Annotated in this window: 28 protein-coding genes and 1 pseudogene; 10 read left to right on the top strand and 19 right to left on the bottom strand. The window is 67.1% G+C overall.

The genetic code is table 11. The features are described from left to right. Window positions 1–74: 74 nt before the first annotated feature. Window positions 75–317, top strand: a complete 243-nt coding sequence (locus AB0K34_RS10925) for a GntR family transcriptional regulator (RefSeq protein ID WP_364547425.1) — start codon at window positions 75–77, stop codon at window positions 315–317. A 797-nt stretch (window positions 318–1114) separates the two neighbouring features. Here the strand turns inward: AB0K34_RS10925 and AB0K34_RS10920 are convergent. The 9 genes from AB0K34_RS10920 to AB0K34_RS10880 all read right to left on the bottom strand — a co-directional run bounded on the left by AB0K34_RS10920 (window position 1115) and on the right by AB0K34_RS10880 (window position 5231). Beyond that, window positions 1115–1624 carry a hypothetical protein gene (locus AB0K34_RS10920; RefSeq protein WP_364547422.1) on the bottom strand — a complete coding sequence of 170 codons (510 nt, stop codon included), beginning with the start codon at window positions 1622–1624 and terminating at the stop codon, window positions 1115–1117. Between the two features lie 24 nt (window positions 1625–1648). Then, entirely contained in the window at window positions 1649–2593 is a 945-nt protein-coding gene (locus tag AB0K34_RS10915) for a hypothetical protein (protein ID WP_364547419.1), read from the bottom strand. Continuing rightward, window positions 2590–2919, bottom strand: a complete 330-nt coding sequence (locus AB0K34_RS10910) for a helix-turn-helix transcriptional regulator (protein WP_364547416.1) — start codon at window positions 2917–2919, stop codon at window positions 2590–2592. Before AB0K34_RS10910 ends, AB0K34_RS10915 begins: the two co-directional genes overlap by 4 nt. 169 nt (window positions 2920–3088) lie before the next feature. Further along, the gene (locus tag AB0K34_RS10905) at window positions 3089–3511 is read right to left on the bottom strand and encodes a hypothetical protein (protein ID WP_364547413.1); all 423 of its coding nucleotides are present in this window, start codon (window positions 3509–3511) and stop codon (window positions 3089–3091) included. Between the two features lie 32 nt (window positions 3512–3543). Then, entirely contained in the window at window positions 3544–3888 is a 345-nt protein-coding gene (locus AB0K34_RS10900; protein WP_364547410.1) for a hypothetical protein, read from the bottom strand. Beyond that, complete coding sequence (locus tag AB0K34_RS10895; protein ID WP_364547407.1) at window positions 3885–4235, bottom strand: hypothetical protein; 351 nt, start codon at window positions 4233–4235, stop codon at window positions 3885–3887. Before AB0K34_RS10895 ends, AB0K34_RS10900 begins: the two co-directional genes overlap by 4 nt. Continuing rightward, a complete protein-coding gene (locus tag AB0K34_RS10890; protein WP_364547404.1) occupies window positions 4232–4534 on the bottom strand; it encodes a hypothetical protein in 303 nt (100 codons plus the stop codon). The genes AB0K34_RS10895 and AB0K34_RS10890 overlap by 4 nt, the downstream gene beginning before the upstream one ends. A 2-nt stretch (window positions 4535–4536) precedes the next feature. After that, window positions 4537–4962, bottom strand: coding sequence for a hypothetical protein (locus AB0K34_RS10885; RefSeq protein ID WP_364547401.1), 426 nt, complete (start codon window positions 4960–4962; stop codon window positions 4537–4539). Continuing rightward, window positions 4959–5231, bottom strand: coding sequence for a hypothetical protein (locus AB0K34_RS10880; RefSeq protein WP_364547398.1), 273 nt, complete (start codon window positions 5229–5231; stop codon window positions 4959–4961). The genes AB0K34_RS10885 and AB0K34_RS10880 overlap by 4 nt, the downstream gene beginning before the upstream one ends. 255 nt (window positions 5232–5486) lie before the next feature. On the opposite strand from AB0K34_RS10880, the gene AB0K34_RS10875 reads away from it, so the two are divergent. Then, a complete protein-coding gene (locus tag AB0K34_RS10875) occupies window positions 5487–6242 on the top strand; it encodes a GntR family transcriptional regulator (RefSeq protein WP_364547395.1) in 756 nt (251 codons plus the stop codon). Further along, window positions 6239–6667, top strand: coding sequence for an NUDIX domain-containing protein (locus AB0K34_RS10870; protein WP_364547392.1), 429 nt, complete (start codon window positions 6239–6241; stop codon window positions 6665–6667). The genes AB0K34_RS10875 and AB0K34_RS10870 overlap by 4 nt, the downstream gene beginning before the upstream one ends. Window positions 6668–6994: 327 nt before the next feature. On the opposite strand, the gene AB0K34_RS10865 is transcribed toward AB0K34_RS10870, so the two are convergent. The 4 genes and pseudogenes from AB0K34_RS10865 to AB0K34_RS10850 all read right to left on the bottom strand — a co-directional run. Next, window positions 6995–7327 (bottom strand): Scr1 family TA system antitoxin-like transcriptional regulator, encoded by a 333-nt coding sequence (locus AB0K34_RS10865; RefSeq protein WP_364547389.1) that lies wholly within the window; start codon window positions 7325–7327, stop codon window positions 6995–6997. A gap of 166 nt (window positions 7328–7493) precedes the next feature. Then, window positions 7494–7811 (bottom strand): helix-turn-helix transcriptional regulator, encoded by a 318-nt coding sequence (locus tag AB0K34_RS10860; RefSeq protein ID WP_364547387.1) that lies wholly within the window; start codon window positions 7809–7811, stop codon window positions 7494–7496. 162 nt (window positions 7812–7973) lie between these two features. Beyond that, window positions 7974–8714 (bottom strand): hypothetical protein, encoded by a 741-nt coding sequence (locus AB0K34_RS10855; RefSeq protein WP_364547385.1) that lies wholly within the window; start codon window positions 8712–8714, stop codon window positions 7974–7976. A 191-nt stretch (window positions 8715–8905) separates the two neighbouring features. Further along, window positions 8906–9656: pseudogene (locus tag AB0K34_RS10850) on the bottom strand (IS481 family transposase); the annotation flags it as partial. A gap of 312 nt (window positions 9657–9968) precedes the next feature. Here AB0K34_RS10850 and AB0K34_RS10845 point away from each other — a divergent pair. The 3 genes from AB0K34_RS10845 to AB0K34_RS10835 all read left to right on the top strand — a co-directional run bounded on the left by AB0K34_RS10845 (window position 9969) and on the right by AB0K34_RS10835 (window position 12127). Further along, complete coding sequence (locus AB0K34_RS10845) at window positions 9969–10292, top strand: hypothetical protein (protein ID WP_364547382.1); 324 nt, start codon at window positions 9969–9971, stop codon at window positions 10290–10292. 78 nt (window positions 10293–10370) lie between these two features. Next, entirely contained in the window at window positions 10371–11468 is a 1098-nt protein-coding gene (locus tag AB0K34_RS10840; RefSeq protein ID WP_364547380.1) for a DUF262 domain-containing protein, read from the top strand. Continuing rightward, on the top strand, window positions 11468–12127 hold the full coding sequence (locus AB0K34_RS10835) for an MAE_28990/MAE_18760 family HEPN-like nuclease (protein WP_364547377.1): 660 nt from the start codon (window positions 11468–11470) through the stop codon (window positions 12125–12127). Before AB0K34_RS10840 ends, AB0K34_RS10835 begins: the two co-directional genes overlap by 1 nt. A gap of 576 nt (window positions 12128–12703) precedes the next feature. Here AB0K34_RS10835 and AB0K34_RS10830 read toward each other — a convergent pair. The 5 genes from AB0K34_RS10830 to AB0K34_RS10810 form a co-directional block, all read right to left on the bottom strand. After that, entirely contained in the window at window positions 12704–13273 is a 570-nt protein-coding gene (locus tag AB0K34_RS10830) for a GIY-YIG nuclease family protein (protein WP_364547599.1), read from the bottom strand. A gap of 439 nt (window positions 13274–13712) precedes the next feature. Further along, complete coding sequence (locus AB0K34_RS10825) at window positions 13713–14369, bottom strand: site-specific integrase (protein WP_364547374.1); 657 nt, start codon at window positions 14367–14369, stop codon at window positions 13713–13715. 690 nt (window positions 14370–15059) lie between these two features. Continuing rightward, entirely contained in the window at window positions 15060–15356 is a 297-nt protein-coding gene (locus AB0K34_RS10820; RefSeq protein WP_364547371.1) for a hypothetical protein, read from the bottom strand. A 313-nt stretch (window positions 15357–15669) separates the two neighbouring features. Further along, on the bottom strand, window positions 15670–15846 hold the full coding sequence (locus AB0K34_RS10815) for a hypothetical protein (protein ID WP_364547368.1): 177 nt from the start codon (window positions 15844–15846) through the stop codon (window positions 15670–15672). A gap of 28 nt (window positions 15847–15874) precedes the next feature. Continuing rightward, complete coding sequence (locus AB0K34_RS10810) at window positions 15875–16261, bottom strand: hypothetical protein (RefSeq protein ID WP_364547365.1); 387 nt, start codon at window positions 16259–16261, stop codon at window positions 15875–15877. Between the two features lie 354 nt (window positions 16262–16615). On the opposite strand from AB0K34_RS10810, the gene AB0K34_RS10805 reads away from it, so the two are divergent. From AB0K34_RS10805 to AB0K34_RS10790, 4 genes are all read left to right on the top strand, one after another. Next, window positions 16616–17359, top strand: coding sequence for an SDR family oxidoreductase (locus AB0K34_RS10805; protein ID WP_364547363.1), 744 nt, complete (start codon window positions 16616–16618; stop codon window positions 17357–17359). Next, the gene (locus AB0K34_RS10800; protein WP_364547360.1) at window positions 17359–17679 is read left to right on the top strand and encodes an SMR family transporter; all 321 of its coding nucleotides are present in this window, start codon (window positions 17359–17361) and stop codon (window positions 17677–17679) included. The genes AB0K34_RS10805 and AB0K34_RS10800 overlap by 1 nt, the downstream gene beginning before the upstream one ends. A 140-nt stretch (window positions 17680–17819) precedes the next feature. Beyond that, complete coding sequence (locus AB0K34_RS10795; RefSeq protein ID WP_364547357.1) at window positions 17820–18167, top strand: helix-turn-helix transcriptional regulator; 348 nt, start codon at window positions 17820–17822, stop codon at window positions 18165–18167. A 119-nt stretch (window positions 18168–18286) separates the two neighbouring features. Continuing rightward, window positions 18287–18955: a metallophosphatase domain-containing protein gene (locus tag AB0K34_RS10790; RefSeq protein ID WP_364547354.1), complete on the top strand. Its 669-nt coding sequence runs from the start codon at window positions 18287–18289 to the stop codon at window positions 18953–18955. A gap of 21 nt (window positions 18956–18976) precedes the next feature. On the opposite strand, the gene AB0K34_RS10785 is transcribed toward AB0K34_RS10790, so the two are convergent. Continuing rightward, the gene (locus tag AB0K34_RS10785; RefSeq protein WP_364547351.1) at window positions 18977–19342 is read right to left on the bottom strand and encodes a hypothetical protein; all 366 of its coding nucleotides are present in this window, start codon (window positions 19340–19342) and stop codon (window positions 18977–18979) included. Window positions 19343–19467 lie beyond the last annotated feature (125 nt).

Raw genomic sequence — 19467 nt, 5'->3', positions numbered from 1 at the left:
AACCGGTGTACTACCCCCGTCTACCCCAGTGGGTAGCTATGGCTGGACGGGGGCAGCCTCCTAGCTTCGTGATCATGCCGTCGATCGACAGGGAGTCACGCATCCCGCCGTCCCGTCAGATAGCGAATGACTTGCGGGAGCGGATCGTGTCCGGGGAGATCCCGCCCGGTCGGCGAATCCCGTCGCTGACGGAGTTGGAGCAGGAGTGGGACGTGGCTCGGGACACGCTCCGCAAGGCCGTCGGGATCCTGCGCGATGAGGGCTTGGTCGAGACAGTTCAGGGGCTCGGTGTGTTCGTCGTGGAGCCCGACGAGTAGCCGCCCCTCGCGTGCGCGTGTACGTGTGCACGTGTCCGTGTGCACTCACACGTTGGATGGCGCAGGCCGGACATGCGAGAGCGGCGACACAGGGTCCCCGGCACAGGGTCGCGTCGCCGCTCACTCATCCCCCACGATGCCACACCCGACCGACAACGGCTCAGCTTGCCGCTGAGCGCCGTTCCCCGTACCGGCAACTCCGGAAGTCTCGACATTGCCGGTTCACTCGCCCACAGGGCGCTGAGGCCCGTCCAGAGGCCATCGCGCGCGCGCGCAAGATCGGGGGGTCACCGACGAGGAGCGCGGCCGGTTGCCGTTGCCGGTTGCCGGTTCGCCCGCGAGTGCCCTCTCGCCCGGCGTCTCGTGCACGCGCGTGCACGGGCCTGCCTTGGACGCGGACAGGCCGGAATCCGAACTGAGCATTGTGCATGGTGCGCTCGCCCGTGGAGGGGCCATGCGCGGCCCGACGCGCGCCCACGCGTGGGCCCGCGCGAGGACCATGCACTCGCCGCCCCTCAGTCGCCCTCACGGACGGTTTCCGGTCCTCACCTAAACCGCGAGTCTCCTCCGGCTCTGTTGTGCGGACAGTGCGGTCCTCAGCCCCTTCTGAGGGGCGTTCCTCGCGCGCACGTGCGCGCCCTGCGCGTTGGAGTCCGGCGGACCCCTTCTCGCCATCCGCGTGAGCCGTTTGTGCGGACTGTGCGGAACCCTAGTTTCGGCCAGCCGTTCGGGGGGACCGGGAACACGCGGAAGCCCCCGCCGGCCGGACGGTCGACGAGGGCTTCAGACGGGCGAGGTCAGGCCGTCACAGGCTCGGCCATCCAGTCGCACTTGGTACGGGACGCGCCGTTCATCACGTACCGGATCGCTCCCTGCGGCAGGAGGTAGAACTCCGGGACGGTAAGGCGCACCTTGATGCCGACGTTCCGCGCCATCTGCAGGATCCGCACCAGCGCGCGGTTGCTCTCCGGGGACAGGACGTTGTGAGCGTCATCGATCGTGAGAACGAGCAGGTCGTAGCGGTGGCGCCGGTCGCCCGGATTGAAGTCGCCGTACATGTCGAGGCCGGCGAGGCGCTCGGCCCGCACGTAGGCGTGCCCCAGCAGCTCGTACAGCAGGTGGTGGGCGCCGTCAGGGACGGTCGCGAACCGGGTGACGTCGTTGGCGAGGCCCAGCAGCCCGGCGCCCCCGTCAATGACCCACGTCTGGGTGTCGGTGCGGGTCATGTCCTCCTCGATCCGCTGGCGGGCGGTGTAGGTCTTGCCGCTGCCGGTGGCGCTGCCGAGGATCAGTTCGTGTTTGAGCATCGTGGACTCCCTGTCCGAGGGTTGTCACTGGCGGGTGCCAGCGGTGGGGATGGGGCGCACGTCCATTTCGTCGAGGAGATCCCGCACCGTCCGGCGGGATGCGCCCAGCGCCTCGGCGAGTGGCTTCACCTGGATCTGGTCAGCGTCAAGATCCGCGATCAGCTTCTGAAGTGCCACCTTCGTTTCAGCCCGCGAACGCCGCTTCGTGCCACCCTTCGGCCCACGCTTCGTGCCACCCTTCGAGGTGGTCCCGGCAGTGGTCCCAACGGTGGCGCTGATGGTGGAACGGGGAGTGGCACTAGGGGTGGCCCGAGACGGCCCCTCGATCGCCTCCGGTTCCACCTGGGGGAGGGTGGTCCCGAACGCCTCCGCCGGGGTGGTCCCAGGGGTGGGCTCAACCTGGTCCCACGGGTCACTGACCTCAGCGGTGACCTGGGGTTCCGCGTCCCTCAGCGTCTTCTCGATCCACTCCGGAAGCCGGTCGAGGTCGCTGTTCGTTCCACCCTCGTCGGGGTGGTCCTGATGGGTGTCACGACGGATCAGATGCGCCAGGGTCGCACCGAGCCCGAGGACCACCACGGGGAGGCACGACACGATCGTTGTGATCCACCACGGTGCCCGCGTCCGGTCCGCCACTTCGAGGAGGTGGTACGCCACCTGACCCGCCGCGCCGAGCAGCAGAGCGCCGACCGCGGACGTACGGGCGAACTGGCGGGTCGTGGGTGACAGCCGCCTGTGTGACAGCCACGTCCCGAGCGCGTAAGCGGCATACGCTTCCACGCCGATCGGGAGAGTGATCGCCGTGTTGATCGTGAAGTCGTCTGGGACGCCGGGGACGCCAGGTAGGGGCTGGACCTTCCCGAACCCGGTCATGGTGCCGAGTCCGACCCACCCGGACCACACCGCGACGAATGCGGGCGCGGCGAGCACCAGCAGCGGCCATCCGTGCTTTCCCTTGCCGGTGCTCATGCCGTCTCCGCCAGTTGGGTGATGCTCTGCTGAATCTCGGTGAGCATCGCGAGGATCTGCGACAGGTCGAGGGGCGCCGGCGAGGGCTTGCCGGTGAGGCTGTGGAACCGGGCGCGGACGTCCGGCGGGAGGCCGCGGGCGATGTCGTCCAGGCGTTCCTGGACGCCCATCTGCGGGGCCATGCCGGGGTTCGCTGCCCAGTTCGCGACCGTGCGGGGTGAGACACCGACCCGGTCGGCGAACCGCTCCACGGTGAGGGCCATTGCCCGCCGCAGAGCGGTCGCCTCCCGGCCGGTCCACCACGCGTGGGGACCAGTGGGGGTCATGACTTCCGACCTCCGCGCGCGGCCTCGCTAACCGCCGTCTCCGGGCGAGCGAGACGCTCTCGCCGCTCACGGGCCAACTTCCGAAGCTCGATGAGTTCGGTTTCCAGCCGACCGAGCCGTTCGTTGAGGTTCGCTATCCCGCTGGCCACTGCCTGCGCTTCCTGGGAGGTCATCGCTTCGTCACCTCTCGCGCCCGCGCGTTGGCGAAGTTGACGGCCGCGTACACCGCGTCGGCGAACTGCCCGTTCCCAAGAATCCGCTGCGCCTCCGCAACCGTGGTGGCGTCCTCCGGCGTCAAGTGCAGGTGCCGTCCTGGGTGCTTGGCCGGATAGGTGGAGATCCCCACCAGCGGCTTCCGGTCCCGGTTGATGGCGAAGCAGGACCCCGTGTCGAGGACCCCGACCTTCGGGTTCGCCTTCCACTGCCCGACGCTGATCTCCACCAGGTCGTTGCCGTGCACCGCCGACGCGACGTAGCGGAAGTGGACCTCGCCCTCGTATCGGGGGTTGCAGTTGCCGTCGCACCACCCGTACCGCTCGCAGTCGCCGGGCAGGTCAAGGTTGGCGAACTCCCACATAAGGTCACCCACCACGATCCGATGCAGTTGTTCCACAGCAGAAGCGGTCACCGGTCCGCTCCCTTCAGGATCTCGGCGGCGCGGATGAGCAGCGGAGCCAGCGCGCACGCCTCGGACGGGTTGATGTACGCCTCGCCGCACAGCAGCTCGGGGACCTCGGCGCCGTCGTCGAGCAGGTGCAGGATGAGGATGGACGGGGACGCCGAGTCGTCGTCGGTCTCCTCGGCGCTCATCGCGATTCCGACGACGATGGCCGAGGGACCGCCGTCGTTGACACGGCCCACCTCGCGGTAGTGGTCACGCTCGCTCAGCTCGTCGGCGCAGCGGTACAGCACGGGGTGCCGACCGTCGCACCAGGGGACCAGCGTGCACGGGGTCTCGACGTGGGTCATCGCCAGTCGACCTCCTTCGCGGCCTCGCGGCCCTCGTGGACCAGCCGCGCGAGCACGCTCGACAGGCGCTCGGCCTCATCGAGCGTCAGGCTCTCCACCTCGGTCGGCAGCGACACGTTCACGTGCGGCTCGCGCTCGCGGGGCCCCTGCTCCAGCACGGCGACCACGGTCGCCATCACCGGGCCGAGGTTCTCGCCGCCGGCGTGCGCCGTGGACATCGACAGCGGGACCGCGGCCTCCGCGCCGACGCAGGCCCGGTTCGCGGGTGACGCGGTGTGGGTGTGCCGGACCCTGCAGAAGGGCCCGCACTCACGTCGCTGCCAGATCGTGAAGTTGTCGGTGTTCACTCCGCACCGCCCTTCACCACGCGCAGCGCGGGCCGCTTCGGGTCGAGCCGGTCGGCCAGCTCGGCGAACGGGTGGCGCTCCGGGCGGGCGCACTCCGACGCGGGCGGCAGGTGCGCGGGCCGCTGGTAGGCGTGCGCCGACACGGTGACCCCGGCGAACGCGTCGCCCTGGATGATCTCGTGCACGTCCAGGGACACGCTGTCCAGGCCGGTGAGCCCGTGCGCGACGAGCACGGCGGTCAGGTCACGGCGCAGGGCGTCCAGGTCGACGGCCGTACGCTCCGGCATGATCGCGGTCATGGTCACACCCCCAGCGCCGAAGCGATGACGTGGGCGCCCGCGTTCCCGATGGCGTCCAGGGCGTTAGCGGTCAGGGAACCGACCGACCCGCCCAGGCTCGGCGCCAGCGAGGGCAGCAGCACCGCCGCCGCGTAGGTGACCTTGCTCGACTCGTGCTTGGGCCAAATGTCGTACAGGACGATGAACAGCGTCACCATCGCGACCGCGATGGGGATCGTGATCCCCACGGTGGGGATGTCGCGGACGGCGTCCATGAGGGTGTTCACCCAGTCGCGCAGGAACACCGGCGCGAGACCGATCCCGCCGACCAGGCAGAACCAGGGGGTCATGAACTCCAGCCGCTTCAACGGGCGCTTGGCCCACATCAGCAGGCCGGCGAGGGTCAGGGCGACGACGGCCGCCGCGATGGAGATACCGGGGTGCGTCATCGGCCCGCCTCCTCACGCGTCGTGTAGTCGACGGGGTGCTCGCCGACCAGGCTCCGCAGCGTCCGCGCCACGTTCGTCACGGTCGCGTGCTTGAAGGTGAGCAGGTAGTCGATGCTGGACACGATGCGGACGGCGTTCTCGCCGCGCAGCCGCTCCCGCTTCTCGTCGCCGGCGGCCGTCGCCGCGAAGGGCAGGTCGAGCGCGTCACGGATCGCCGTGAGCAACTCGCGGGTCTCGGCCTGAAGGCCGGTCGTGGGAACATTCACCACGGGTTCGGATCCTCTCCTAGGGAGGTTCTGGATCAAGGCCCTGGGCCGCGACTCGCACTCGCGTCCTGGGGCCGCCCCATGTCTGGGGCCTTGCGGGTCTTGCAGGGGTCTTGCTCTGTCATTGCAGAGTCTATGACATATGCCATAGGTGTCAACCAGTCTCTCTAAAATGGTCTTCTACCTGCGAGAACAGATCCCGAGCACGTTCCGCGCTACGGTTATAGTCATAACCCCACAGACAAGGAGGAGGAGCCCGTGCCCCTGCAGCAGCCGAGGGCGCGCTACCGGCAGGTGGCCGACGATCTCCGCGAAGGAATCACCCGCGGGACCTACGAGCCAGGCGCGGCCCTACCCAGTCAGCCCCAGCTAGCCCGCAAGTACGGCTTGAACCAGGCGTCCATCAGCAAAGCGATCACCCTTCTTGAATCCGAGGGACTCGTCCGCACCGAGCGCGGCGTCGGGTCCTTCGTCGTCGACATCCCCACCATCAAGCGGACCCGGCGCATCCCGTCCCGCGGCAACGGGTCGGGCAGCACCTTCGCCGAGGGCATGGAGAAGGCCGGCCTGACGCCGAGCACCGAACTCGTCCAGGCCGAAGCGATCGACCCGCCCCGCTCCGTTGCGGAGCGGCTCGAGCTGCCCGCCGGCGAGCGGGTGCTGATCCGCAAGCGGCACATGTTCGCCGACGAGCACCCCGTCCAGGTCGCCGCCTCCTACACGCCCATGACAGTCGCGGGCAGCGAGGACATCGCGTTCCCCGACACCGGCCCCACCGGGTACTACGAGCGGCTCGCCGAGCGCGGTCACCGCGTCATCCGGTTCCGGGAGGACATCGAGGCGCGGCGCCCCACCGACGACGAAGCCGACTTCCTCCGCATCAGCAGCGCCAACCAGGTGCTAGAGGTGACACGGTTCGCGCTCGACCGGAACGCGCGCCCCCTCGAAGTGGTCATCAACGTCTTCCCCGCCCAGCTGTGGAAGCTGTCCTACGAGTGGTCGGCGGACGAGTGACCGGCGACCTGCCTCGCCACTCGGTGAGCGTCACCGGCGTCGTCGTCCGGGAGGACGGGCGGGTACTCGCGATTCAGCGCGCCGATGACGGCCGGTGGGTGCCGCCCGGCGGCGTGCTCGAGCTGGACGAGACACCGCAGCAGGGCGTTGCCCGTGAGGTGATGGAGGAGACCGGCATCGTGGTGGAGCCCGGCCGGCTGGTCGGCGTCTACAAGAACATGCGGCTCGGTGTCGTGTCTCTGGCGATCCTGTGTCGTCCGGTCGGCGGCGAAGCGCATCCGACCGACGAGGCGACGCGGGTTGCGTGGCTCGACCCGGCTGAGGCCGTGGCGGTCATGCCGGAGGCGCGGGCCGTCCGCGTCACCGACGCGCTGCGGGACGACGGGCCCTTCCTCCGCTCCCACGATGGGACCAGACTCCTCTGAGCCTCACCGAGACGCCCGCCCGGCACGCCCCAGAGCCCGGCGGGCGTCTCCGTGTCCGGGGTGGCCGAGGGAGGCCGTTGGGAGGCCAACAGGACAACACGGGTCCGCTGCCACGCATCGAATCCACCTATGTCCACCTCTCGGGCACCCGGCCTGAACTGCACAAACATTCCAGAAGATCGATCTCCGCCAATTTCCGCCGGTTGAGATCATTGTCTTGTAAACAGAAGGTTAGGGGTTCAAGTCCCCTCGCCGGCTCGCACGTCAAAGGCCCCTTCCGATCTTGGAAGGGGCCCATTTGCTAACAGGTACAGCAGCGAAGTACAGCTACGCGGACGCCTCCCCGCTGTCGTCGCCGGACCCCAGGTGTTCGCCGAGCCGTTTAAGCGCCGCCCTGCCCGCCCGCTCGACCAGCCGCCGCGCCTCGTCCCCGAACACGGCCGCCCGCTCAAACCCCTCGAAGATCTCCACGTACGCCCGCACCTCGTCCGCATCGGTCAAGGTCAGCTCACGCGTGAACGTCTCCACCGACACGGCCGCATCGTCGTACACCGAGAACCCATGCAGCGGCACACGAGGCACCGCCACCCCAGGCACAACCCCGAACCGCACGTTCGCCCACCCCGACACCTCCACCAGCCGTGCCAACTGCCCCGCCATGCACTCCCCCGACCCCGGTCACGTCCGCAAGGCAGCCTCAGCCACTACGAACACGAAGCACCGCCCCTCGTCCACCAGCACCGAAGCCCCGTCGATGGCCGCCCCGACCCAGCCGCATACTCCGCTGGCCACAACAACCGGGGCACCACCACAGCCTCAAAGGCCCTCACAACCGAGCCTCCGCAAGCAGCTCGACACCGGACCCGCCCCGGAACGACACCCCGGCATCAACCCGACGGGACGTCTCCGCATAAGCCTCGCGAACCAGCCCCAGCAGCCGCTCAACCTCAGCCGGCCCCACATCAAGAGCCCTAACCAACCGGGCACCCACCTCCGGATCAGCGACCCGCCGCCCAGTCTCCACCCGAGACACCGTCGGCTGAGGAACCCCAGCCCGAGCCGCAAGCCCAACCCCGCGCAACTCCGCAGCAGTCCGCAGCCGCCGCAGTTCCCGCCCGATCTCCTGTAGCCGCTCAGCACCCATAACCGGGCGTGCTACCAGCCGAGAGACCCGGCCAACGCCACCACGACGAGACCAACCACATCCCCAACTAAACCCGCAGGTCTGCACACTCCCCACCCTGTCTAGTCCCACGAGATGCTTGACGTTTTGATCCCAGGACATGCTCAACGGGTGTTCTAGGTTTCATGGCGCGGCCTTGCGGGGCCGGTGTGCCTTGATGCTGCGGACGGGCTGGGTGGTGGTCCGCCGGACCGTCCGCACGTCGTCGCCGCCCAGCTCGATGGTCAGGGTGGTGTCGGCGACGTGGATGGTGACGACCCGGCCGGCGTGCAGGCGGCCGAGTGAGACCTTTTGCCCGGCGACCATGACCACGCCGGTGTTGCTGGCCCGTCGCTGCACGGTGACCGGTTCGGTGCGCGGCCGTGGCGGGGGCCCGGCCCGCCGCAGCCCGCGCAAGGCGCGGACCTGTTCGGGTGTGAAGGGGTTGGGTCGGGTGCGCAGCAGCTCACGGGTCTGCAGGTCGAAGAACATCAGCGTGGCGGGGTCGATGCGGATGCCGACCCGGCGGCCGCGCAGGATCTCCGCGGCCGGCACCATCCGGCCGCCCAGGCCGACATTGCCGTCCTTGTTGACGGTCCGGTCGACCTCGACGGCGTCGCCGTCCTCGGCGGGCGGCAGCGGCGGCGGTCCGGCCTTGCGGGCACTGCGGGCGGCCAGCGCGGTCAGGTCCGCGGTGGACAGGTGCGAGCGCACCGACTTGAGCCGGGTCCCGGCTTTGAGCAGGTGGATGACGTCGGTGTCGGCCCAGAACCTCACCGTGACACCCGCTTGGGCGGGGCCGAGCCAGAACTGGCGACCGGCCACGAACATGTTCCCGCTGGCAGGCACGGTCCGCTCGAACTCCACCGCCCCGCTGTCCCACACCTCGATCCGCGCAGGGCGGCGGCCTCACCGGCGTGCCGGTGCAGGCCGCGTCGACGGGTGCGAGGGGTTCAGGTTCCTGGGCGGCTTGTGGGACGGCGGCCAGGCGGATCGCGGCGGGCAGCCGCAACGGCAAAAGCTCCTGCTCTGCCACGGCGGTGCGGGTGTCGAACCGGTCGGCCGGACAGGCCATGCCGCAACGTCTGATGGAACCGCTCGACCTTGCCCGTCGTGGTCGGGGAGCGAGGCTGCGTCAACCGGTGCACAATCCCGTTGTCCCGGCAGATCCGGTCGAACAGCACCTCACCGCCATCCCGAACCGGTCGGTGAACTGCTTGCCGTTGTCGGTCAGCACCTCACCCGGCACCCCGAACTCACGCAACGCGGCGGCGAACGCCAGACACACCGCCCGCCCCGTCGCCCGTGGTACCACCGAGGCGATCACACAGAACCGCGAGTGGTCATCGACCCCGGTGATCACCTTGCACTCGCCGCCGTCGGCCAGGAACACCCCGCCGACGATGTCCATCTGCCACAACGCCATCGGCTCATCGCGCTCCCAGCGGCGGAACTCCTGGCGCTTGCGGCGCCGCCGGCCCGGCTCGATCAATCCATGCCGCACCAGCGCCCGATGAACGCTCATCCGCGACGGCACCGGCACCACCCCCAGCCGACCCAGCTCATGCACCAACGTCACCGGGCCCCACCGCGGATGCTCCCGCCGCAGCTCACACACCACGACCTCCACCTGCCCGCTCATCTGGCCCGGCGAGGACACCGGCCGCCGAGACCGATCGGCCAGCCCGGCCAGCCCCTCGGCCCGATAGCGCTTGACCCAGGCATGCACGCTTCTCGGGAGACCCCGAAACCGGCCACGACCTCGGTCACCGGCACACCCGCCTCGACCTGCAGCACCGCCCGATACCGCTGCTCCACCACTGACAACTCGACCAGGGCCAATCCCGGCCTCCTGACACGCGACGCCCGCAAACGAACACGCGACAGCCAAGCCGAACAGGCACCCGTCAAGCATGTGATGGGACCGAGGTGTCAAGCATCTCCCGGGACAGCACACACCTCCCCACCCCCGGACGAGGACTTTCAATACGTCTTCAAGGCGGCCCGCAAGCTAGCCGCGGCCGGTCCGTCCGGGCCGGGCGTGCGGCCTCTTCGGGCCGACCCGCCCCGGCTGACCGGCCTCAACTTGCGAGAGCGCATAGCCGGTCCAGAAGCCACTCCGGCAACGATACTGGCGGCATGGCTGAGGTGTCAGGCAGGGACGTCGAGGTGATAAGCCGAGCGATCGCGAACGTCTGGGCGATCGAGGTCGAGGGCAGCGCGCACGAGCGTGCCGCCGACGAGGCGGCATTGAACCTGCGATCGGGCAGCGGCATCGCGTACCACCCGTCTGAGCCGTTGGAGATGCTCAGCCAGGCGATGGGGATCGGTTACATCCTGGCCGTTAAAAAAGTCCAGGAGGGCCGGTACTCCGTCGAGCAACAAGGGCGGGTGGCCGGTACCGCCTACGATCGCCACGCCGGGGCTGAGGCCGGCATGTGGTCGGGGGCGATCGAGTGCTGAGTGTTGGCCGCTACTTCCCCGCCGCTGTAGCCTGAGTGTCTGCCAGACGGCAGGGGAAGTGGGGAACCTGTGAACACCGTGAGCAGTCTCGAATTGGAGCTCGAAAAGGCGAGAAGGAACATTTCAACCGACAGCTACCCGATGAGTGTGGGAGAGCTCACAAACATGTATATCGAGGGTGATCTAATCATCCGACCGCCATTCCAGCGCCTTTTCCGGTGGGAAACAGATCAGAAATCGAAGCTCATTGAGAGCATTCTGATTGGCATTCCATTGCCGTCCATATTCGTCGCCCAAGATGACGAGGGCCGGTGGGAGCTCGTAGACGGGCTGCAGCGTATCAGTACGCTACTTCAGCTTCAGGGACTTCTTGATAAAGACGCCTTCCCGCCTCTTGAGCTCACTGCCACCAAATATCTTCCATCTCTCGCTGGCCTTAAATGGGATGGCGATCAAGACGAGGCGAAGACTCTTACACCTGCACAGCGACGTGATATCAAGCGCGCCAAGATCGATCTGAAGATCGTCCAGCGCGAGTCTGATCCGCAGACCAAATTCGATCTCTTCCAGCGACTCAACTCCTTCGGCTCAAAGCTCTCCAATCAGGAGATTCGAAATGCGCAACTCGTAGGGGTCAACCCTGATTTTGTGGAGTGGATCGCCACGCTGGCGACCCACGATTCTTTTGTAACCTTGATCCGACTTCCCGAGATTGACATTAAGCGAAAGTATGACGAAGAGCTCGTCCTGAGGTTCCTCTACCTCCACAAGAAGAACGATACGGAGATCGCAAGTATCCGCAATTTCCAGGACGGCCTTGAGGACTTTGCTGTCGGGCTTGCGCTGAATTTCGAGAACGACTACAAGGCGCGAGCGGGGCGAATATTCCGCGACACTTTCGATCGACTGCTTGAGGCCGACGAAAAGATCCTCGGAAAATGGGACGCCGACAAGCAAGACTTCAAGGGCGGATTCCTCAACTCATCCTTTGAGGCACTCGCGATCAGCCTCGGCTTTCTCCTGGAAACCGGTTCAGAAGTTCGGCGCAATCTGCGGGACTGCGCTATCGAGTTCTGGACACTCCCGGAGATGACCACCCGGTTCGCCACTGGCAAGTCCACCGAGGCGCGTTTGGCGCTCATGGTTCCCGCCGGCCGGAAGATCATCAGCGCCTGATGGTCAAGATCCGGACAGTCGAGGCGCTCGATGATGCCATCTCGGCCGAGATTGCCTGGCGCAAGCAGGAGCTGAGTACCACACTCAAACTTGTCCAGCAGAGTAAAGGTCCAGCGCAGACAGCCAACCTCCGCTCCGGGGTCGTCATCCTCTACGCGCATTGGGAGGGATGGGTGAAGGCCGTCGCGCAGCTCTACATTAGGTATGTGAACACGCAAGCTCTTCCGTACGACCAGCTCAGCACAGCCTTCCTAGGGACAGCCCTCAAAACCAAGATGTCTGAAATCGATGAGGCGAACACGCCTATGGTACACAACAACTTTGCCTCATTTATTCAAGAAAAACTATCGGACCGCGCGAAACTGTCCGAGGATCTGGTCCGCACGGAGAGTAATCTCTCGTCGAGAGTGTTCTTTGCAGTGCTCGATCGTATAGGGCTCGAGAAGCGGGACAAATACATTTTGCGCGCGAACATGATTGACCATGACCTCGTCCACCAGCGCAACACGATTGCGCATGGAGAGCACCTGGAGCTGGGAGTCGGGGACTTCAGGACCCTGCGAAACGACACTCTCGATCTACTTGGGCTGTTTACCGACGATGTGCGCAATGCCGCGTCCACCGGTCGCCATCTAGCGGTGCCTACCCCCCAGGTGTAAAAGTGTGAGGTATCATCAAATAACGGATATCTAGCTTGAGTTGATCTTCGTCAGCCGGGAAATAAGAGGCCGTGTCCACCCCGATGGTAGGATATGGGATTTCCACAGGGCGGTGCTGTGCGCGGAACGGTTGGGCAAGTGTGCGCAAGGCGGTTCCAGTCACGGCCAAGCGCGGACGGCTCCCGGCCCCTAAGCTGAGATCAAGCCTCTGAGCTGCGGAGAGTCCGAGCTCGATCGCCTGGGTCGGATCGAGGTGGCATCGCGATTGGCGTCGGCTCAGCGAGCGCGAAACGGGGGTCTCGCGACCCCAGCCCCCCCCCCCCCCGAGCCGGAGGGTACGCCCGCGCGAGTCCGTCTGTCACGCCGTCTCGCCGTTCGCGCGGGCGCACCTCCGGGACGGGTGTGAGTGCCAATTTAGCGCGCTTGCTAACGACGGAGTCGAATGATCTTAGACGGGGGTGGACAGACGGAAGGTTGCCGCGCTGGTCAGGAGACCCGTGGTGACATCCCTGGACAGTCCTGATCTTGCTACGGATCAGAAGGCGAAAATCCAGATCCCGACTTAGCGCCACCAACTTAGGCAAAGCCTCGCCAGATCCCATTCCACGGCGGCCCACTAAGCTCAACATTTATCTCGTCCCCGGGGCGCAGGGGGTATCGGCCCTCCGGTCCGAAGTCTTCGTCTGACAGGGAAGTCCGAATTACATCGCCGCAACTCAGACGGAGATCGACGTATACGTCGACAGAAGGGCCTGGGCCTCCGATTGGCTGCCCGACCACATGGGCTCGTGCACGAACGTCAACAGGGTATACGCAGTTGCCGCAGCAGCACGACTCACTTCGCGCGCGGTAAAGGTTGATCGCTTGGTAGCGCGCGACGCTGAAAGGAACATCACGAAAGTACTCCCGACCAGTGGGCGTACGCGTTCCCAATTGATCTAGGACAGAAAGAAGCCATCCTTCCTGCCTCCGCATGTTTGTTATGTAGTCCGAATGCCATTGATCAACGATCTTGATGTCGTATCGACCGGCTTCGGTGGTGTGCTGTTTGGTTCTAGTCGCTATATTGACGGTGCAACCGGCTTTAATCACACCATTATTAAACTTGAGCAAGTAAAGGTAGCCGGAGGGGCTGGCGCCTGGCATCGATACGCGTCGTCGCTGTGGTTGGCGTGGCATAGCTAAGGAGGGTATACCCCAGGTCGGACATTTTGTGTCGGCTGCGAGACTCTCCCTCGATGTTTAGCAGACCGTAAGCGCCTCCGGTGTCGTTTCTCTGAACTGCTCCGTCCTAGGGCGCGTGGCTACGATGGCACCACTGAGGGGTCGCCGCCTGTCCCCGCGCAATGGGGCAGGAAGTACTGCACGGAAGTACCGCAACAGAGCCGTATGGCGGCTTACGTCGACCACCAGCCGCACACCATCTGACCTGGGCGAAGGCGATTTGAGTTGAGGTGGCCGGTTTCTTGTAAACAGAAGATTAGGGGTTCAAGTCCCCTCGCCGGCTGCCAGCTCAGAGGCCCCCTGCGACCACCGCAAGGGGCCTCTCGCACCACCGTGGGAGCCATTGTGGGAGCCACGGGATTCAGCCGCCGAACAAAGCGCCGCTCATGGCCTCCGCCGCCGCGCGCTTGTCGTCGACGACCAGATGCCCGTAGGTGTCCTTCGTGATCGCGATGCCCGCATGCCCGAGGATCTCGGAGACCACGTGCAGCGGAGTCCCCTGCGCCAGCATCAGCGAAGCGCCCGAGTGCCGCAGCTCATGCGGATGCCAGTGACCGAGCCCCGCCCGCTTGGCGAGCTTGGAGAAGGTGTGCGAGAAGTTGTCCGGGTCGGTAGGCGTGCCGACCTCGGACGGGAAGACCAGCCCGTGATCCTGCCAGGCTTCACCGAGGGCGAGCCGCGCCTTGGCCGTCTTCAGCTCACTGAGCACGACGCGGGTCTTCCGAGCGCTGCTCTTGTCCCGTTCCTTGATCCGCTTCACCGCATGCGTGAGCCGCAGCGTCCCGGCTTCCCAGTCGAGGTTCTGCCAGCGAAGCCCGAGCACCTCGCCACGACGCAGGCCATAGGCCAGTGCGATGGTGATCGCGCCGCCATACCGGTTACTCTCCACCGACTTCAGAAGGTCTTTGGCCTGGTCAGGGGGCGGCGACGCTCGCGCCGTTGGCGCGGCCCGCCGCCCGCGCGGCCGGGGCGTGTGGCGTGGGCGCCGGTCCCCGGCCGCGCACGCCCGGCCGCGCATCGATGCGAGGCCGGGCCTGCCCGCCGGCGAACCGTCCGCTCAGGGTCGCGTCGCTGCCCGGTCACCAGTCCTCATCGATGCTCGCGATCTCACATCTCAGCCGACGGGCGTCGCGTCGTGGCAGGTGGTGCGCCACGACTTCCAGAACCCAGCGGACCTCTGTCGTGTCCGTGCAGCAGCCCCAGCAGCCGCATCCGACGTACTTCGGGTCATATAGGCGGTGGTAGGGGGTCCGTACGAAGCTGCGCCAGAGGTCTAGAGCCTCGGCTGTCTTCCCAGGCCATAGGCACATGCGCTCAAGTCGCGCGATGACCATGCGGCCATGAGGCGATAGGCCGGGAACCATTGAGACGCGACCTTGACCGGTCGGGCCTCTTCGCAACCGCAGCCGAGACAACGCCTCGACGCGGAGTTGGCCAGGCCGCTTACGCGGCATCTGCCTTTCGTGTTGAGATCATGGCCCTATCGTCCCACGGGGCTGGCTAAAGCAAAGACGCCCCCGACGAGGCACTTGGGTCGGAGAGGCTGCGCGTGCGTGACTGGGGAACCCCGTGGTTCCCCAGACCCCTCCTGGCCCCGGAGGGCGCACTCTCGCGCGCGTCCGTCTGTCACGGGGTGCGCGCCGTGCGCGCGGGAGCACCCTCCGTACAGGTTCGTTCGTCTGTTGCGGCCCCGGTTCGGAACGGCCCCTCAGAGAGATCGAAGGGCTTCTTGCAGGTCAGCGCCGTACGAAGCCCAGCAGGCGACGGAACCGTCCGGCTGCAGGGCGCCCATGTACCACTCGCCTTCGATGCTGACGAGACACAGGCCGTCGAACTGAATGATCGTTCCGACCCGGTCTGCCGGAACGGGTTCGTGAGCTGACTGATGGTCGGTCCACTCCTCAACCAATACGGGTCTTTTCGTCGGCGACACTGCGGCACTGTCGTCACCCGACACTGTGCGTACTCGCTCGATCGTCCAACCTGCGGGAAGCGAGGAGGTCATTCGCACAGCATCGCAGGCGACGCGATGTCACGGTCGTCCGTGACCAGCTTCGCGAACTGATCGACGGCGTGCCTCCCTGGGAGCCACCGTGGGAGCGACGGCGACGGATGATCTCGGATCGTGGTGAACTAGTTCGGATGAGGCGCAGGTCATCGGCCCAGCGTGCGGACGGGTTCGGACGGCGGCAGTGATCGTTTGGCGATCTTGTAAACAGAAGGTTAGGGGTTCAAGTCCCCTCGCCGGCTCCCAGCTCAAAGCCCCCTTGCGATCACCACAAGGGGGCTTTTGCCAGCGGTCTTGCTGACAGCAGGGTCTACGCGGCACCGCCGATCCGGGCGGCGGAGATCGTGGGCGCTTCGGCGAGTTGCTCGTTGACGGCGTGCGCGTAGACGCGCAGCGTGATGGCCGGGTCCGCGTCCCCGTGCTGTGCAGCTACGACGTGTGCGGGGACGCCCGGAAGTTGAAGGGGCGTCGCGGGCGTGGTGGCCAATGGCAGGCCCGACCGGGGTCACGAAGGCTCAAACGGTCCACTCACCTGAGGTCGTCCATCGCTGGACGCGCCCCACGTAACGAAGAGCGCGCCTGAGGGCGGGTACACCGATCACCACGGCCAAGGCCCCGAACGCGAGCATGTACGGTGCCCGATCCTGTCCGGCGCGTCTTTCCCTCACGAGATCGCTGTAGTTGCGGGGACCGTGACCGGTGAAGCACGTGTACGGGCCGTCCGGGTTCATCACCTCGCCGCCGCACTTGATCGGCCGGTCGGCCACATAAAGGTCGTGAGCACCGATGAACACCATCGTCGCCCCGCACCCGATCAGCAGAAAAAAGAACGCGGACAGCAGCAATGCCGCAATCGCCCGCGGGCGACCTCCGGGAGGTGCGGGCGGACGAGGCATGATCACGCTCCCTGGCTACCAAGGTCGATCACCCGGATGCTACTCGGCAGTGATCAGCGCTGCCTGGGTCTCGCGACCCCCGGTCCAGGGAGTCGGTGAGCGCTCCCGCGCGGACCTGGCCCTCGCACCGTCTCGCCCTACGGGCGGTCACGATCCCGGCCCGGGACGGGCGAGGGTTGATGGGTCGCAACGGTTGAGTGCGGCGTCGACGCGTTCGGCGGGTGGGTTTCCGACGACCTGGCGGTCCCGCCTCGTGTCCCCTCTCGGCGTAGACGGCAGCCTGACGGAGTTGTATCCGGAGACTGCTCCGGTTACGCTTCCTAAGCGGAGACTTTTCCTGTTAGTTCCTTGGAGGTTGGGATGGCTACTGCTCTGGAGGGTCGGACGGCCCTGGTCACTGGTGGCGGACGCGGTATCGGCGCCGCGATCGCGCTGCGTCTCGCGCGGGACGGCGCGGACGTCGCGGTGACCTATGTGCGAGCTGCGGAGCGGGCCGCGGACGTGGTCCGCGGGATCCAGGCGGCGGGTCAGCGCGGTCTGGCGATCGCGGCGGACGCGGCCGACCCCGCCGCGGCGGCGGGCGCCGTGGATCGGGCCGCAGCCGAGTTCGGACGCCTCGACATCCTGGTCAACAACGCCGGGATCGCGCCGTTCGGGCCCGTGGAGGACGTCTCGGCCGAGGAGCTGAACCAGACGATCGACCTCCACGTCCGGGCCGCGTTCGTGACGGCGCAGGCGGCGGTCCGCCATCTCGGCCCGGGTGGACGAATCATCAACATCGGCAGCAGCATGGCCGAACGCGTCCCCTACCCGGGGTGGACGCTGTACGCGATGACCAAGTCCGCGCTCACCGGCCTCACCCGGGGCCTCGCACGCGACCTCGGACCGCGCGGGATCACCGCGAACGTGGTCCAGCCCGGCTCGACCGACACCGAGATGAACCCGGCCGACTCGCCGGACGCCGAGTTCGAGCGCGGCTTCACGGCACTCGGCCGGTACGCGCGCGCCGAGGAGGTCGCCGCGATGGTCGCGCACCTGGCCGGCCCGGGCGGCGACTACGTGACCGGCGCGTCGATCGCTGTGGACGGGGGGTACGCGGCCTGATGGCATGGGTGCTGCTGCTGGTCGCCTCGCTCATGGAGTTGGTGTGGGCGACGGCGTTGAAGTCGTCCGACGGCCTGACCAGGCTTGGACCGACCGTGATCGGGCTGGCGGTGGCGGTGCTCAGCGTTGTGGTGCTGTCGCTGTCGCTGCGGACGCTGCCGGTCGGCACCGCGTACGCGGTGTTCGTCGGGCTGGGCGCGGTCGGCGTCGCGGTCGCGGGGATGATCGCGTTCGGCGAGAGCACGTCGCCTGCCAGGCTGCTGTTCCTCGCGTTGATCGTGGTCGGCGTGGTCGGCCTGCAGCTCGCCGAGAGCTCCTAGCCCTGGTGGTGCGGCTGACAGGCTGGCCGGCGAGGCCGGCCCGATCACGTGCACACGGGTGGCTGTAAGCGGGAGGTCGGCGGCACATTCCCTCGCCGGCTCCTGCGTCAAAGGCTCCTCGCGATCGTTACGAGGGGCCTTTGACGTCGAGCAGTCTGCGGCACGCCTTCCGTCTTGTCGCGGAGGCGTTCAGTTCGGATTCGTCCACCAGGGTGGTCATCGGCTCGTCCGATTCGCCGCCCGCGCCGGCCGCGAGTTGCAAGCCGCCGGAGCGGCCCAACGCCGGCGCCTATGGCGGTCTCGCTTCTCAGGAGACGCGGATCGGCCGGCTGGCCCGCGAAGGCCAGTCCAATCTCGAGATCGCCGCCCAGCTGCTCATCAGCCCCCGGACGGTGGAGTGCCACCTGAGAAAGGTCTTCGCCAAGCTCAACATGAGCTCGCGCAAGCAGCTCGACAGCGTCCCGCTCAGCCGCCTCGACGCGCACTAGTTGCCCGGCGAGATCTCTCAGCGGGCCGTTGAATTGGGGGCGCTGCCACTTGTGGTCGGTGGACGTCCGGGATCATTTGCTCACGGGTGCGGCAGAGGTGGGCTCAGTACGCTTGGGTTATGCGGATTGTGGCGGTTGCCGATACGCACACCTTTCATCGCGAGCTCACCGTTCCCGACGGGGATGTCTTCGTGCATGCGGGTGACCTGTGCCGGCGTGGCAAGGACCTTCGGGAACTCGAGGACGCCGCTGACTGGATGCACGGCCTTCCACATCGGACGAAGGTGGTCGTCGCCGGCAACCACGACTGGATGTTCCTGGACGCGCCCGCACGTGCCCGCGCCGTCCTGGCCGATCGCGGCATCCGCTACCTGGAGGACGGCGGGACGGAGATCGACGGCGTCACGTTCTGGGGAAGCCCCTGGCAGCCGGAGTTCAACGAGTGGGCGTTCAATCTGCCCCGAGGACGTCCCCTGGCGGAGAAATGGGCCTTGATTCCGGACGGCGTCGACGTGCTCGTCACGCACGGGCCTCCGCTGGGAATCGGTGACGCGAACGCCTACCCCGGACGGCACGGTTGCGCGGACCTGCTGGCCCGGGTGCGGCAGGTGCGTCCCAAACTCCACCTGTTCGGTCACATCCACCAGGACGGGGGCCTCTGGCGCCACGCGGACACGACGTTCGCCAACGTCACCACGTGGGAGTGCGAGCGCGGCCCCACCGTCGTCCGGCTGGAGACCTCGGGTGCCGTGGGCGAGGTCGTGCCTCCGGCGCGAAACCCCGGCTGAGATCGCTGCGGGGCGCTGATGTCAGACGGCTACTTCGGAGAAGCGGATGACGACGTTCTCCTTGCCGATCGATTCGATGGTGATGTTCAGGTTGGCCTCCTGGGCCTCGCGGTCGTCCAGCGAGACGGTGATCCCGGTGGAGGCGACGTTGAGGGTGACCCGGGCGGGTTCGGTGTTCAGGAGTTCGACGTCGCGGCCCAGGACGGAGGCGGTGGAGGGGCCTTCGCGGTCGAAGGTCACCGTGCAGGGGCTCTTGGCGCGGCCGATGGCGGTCCGCGCGCACTCGACCTTGGCGTTCTCGGTGTCGGCGCCGCAGGCGGCCACCGGGCCGACGGTCAGGAGGGCCAGCGCTAAAGCGGTCAGCGGCTTCCGCCGGAAAACGATCACTCGCCGAACTCTAGCGAGCGCGTGTGGAGGATTTTCTCGCGTCGGGTGTCGATTTCGGGGGGTGGCGTTCGTGTAGGGGGTGAGAGCGTCCGGAGGTGCTCGCGGGCCGTCGACGGGAACGACGG

This window comes from Actinomadura sp. NPDC049382 (assembly GCF_040677125.1).
Lineage (GTDB): Bacteria > Actinomycetota > Actinomycetes > Streptosporangiales > Streptosporangiaceae > Spirillospora > Spirillospora geliboluensis.
The sequence above is the reverse complement of the archived record's forward strand: the minus strand, read 5'-3'. Positions and strand labels throughout refer to the sequence as shown.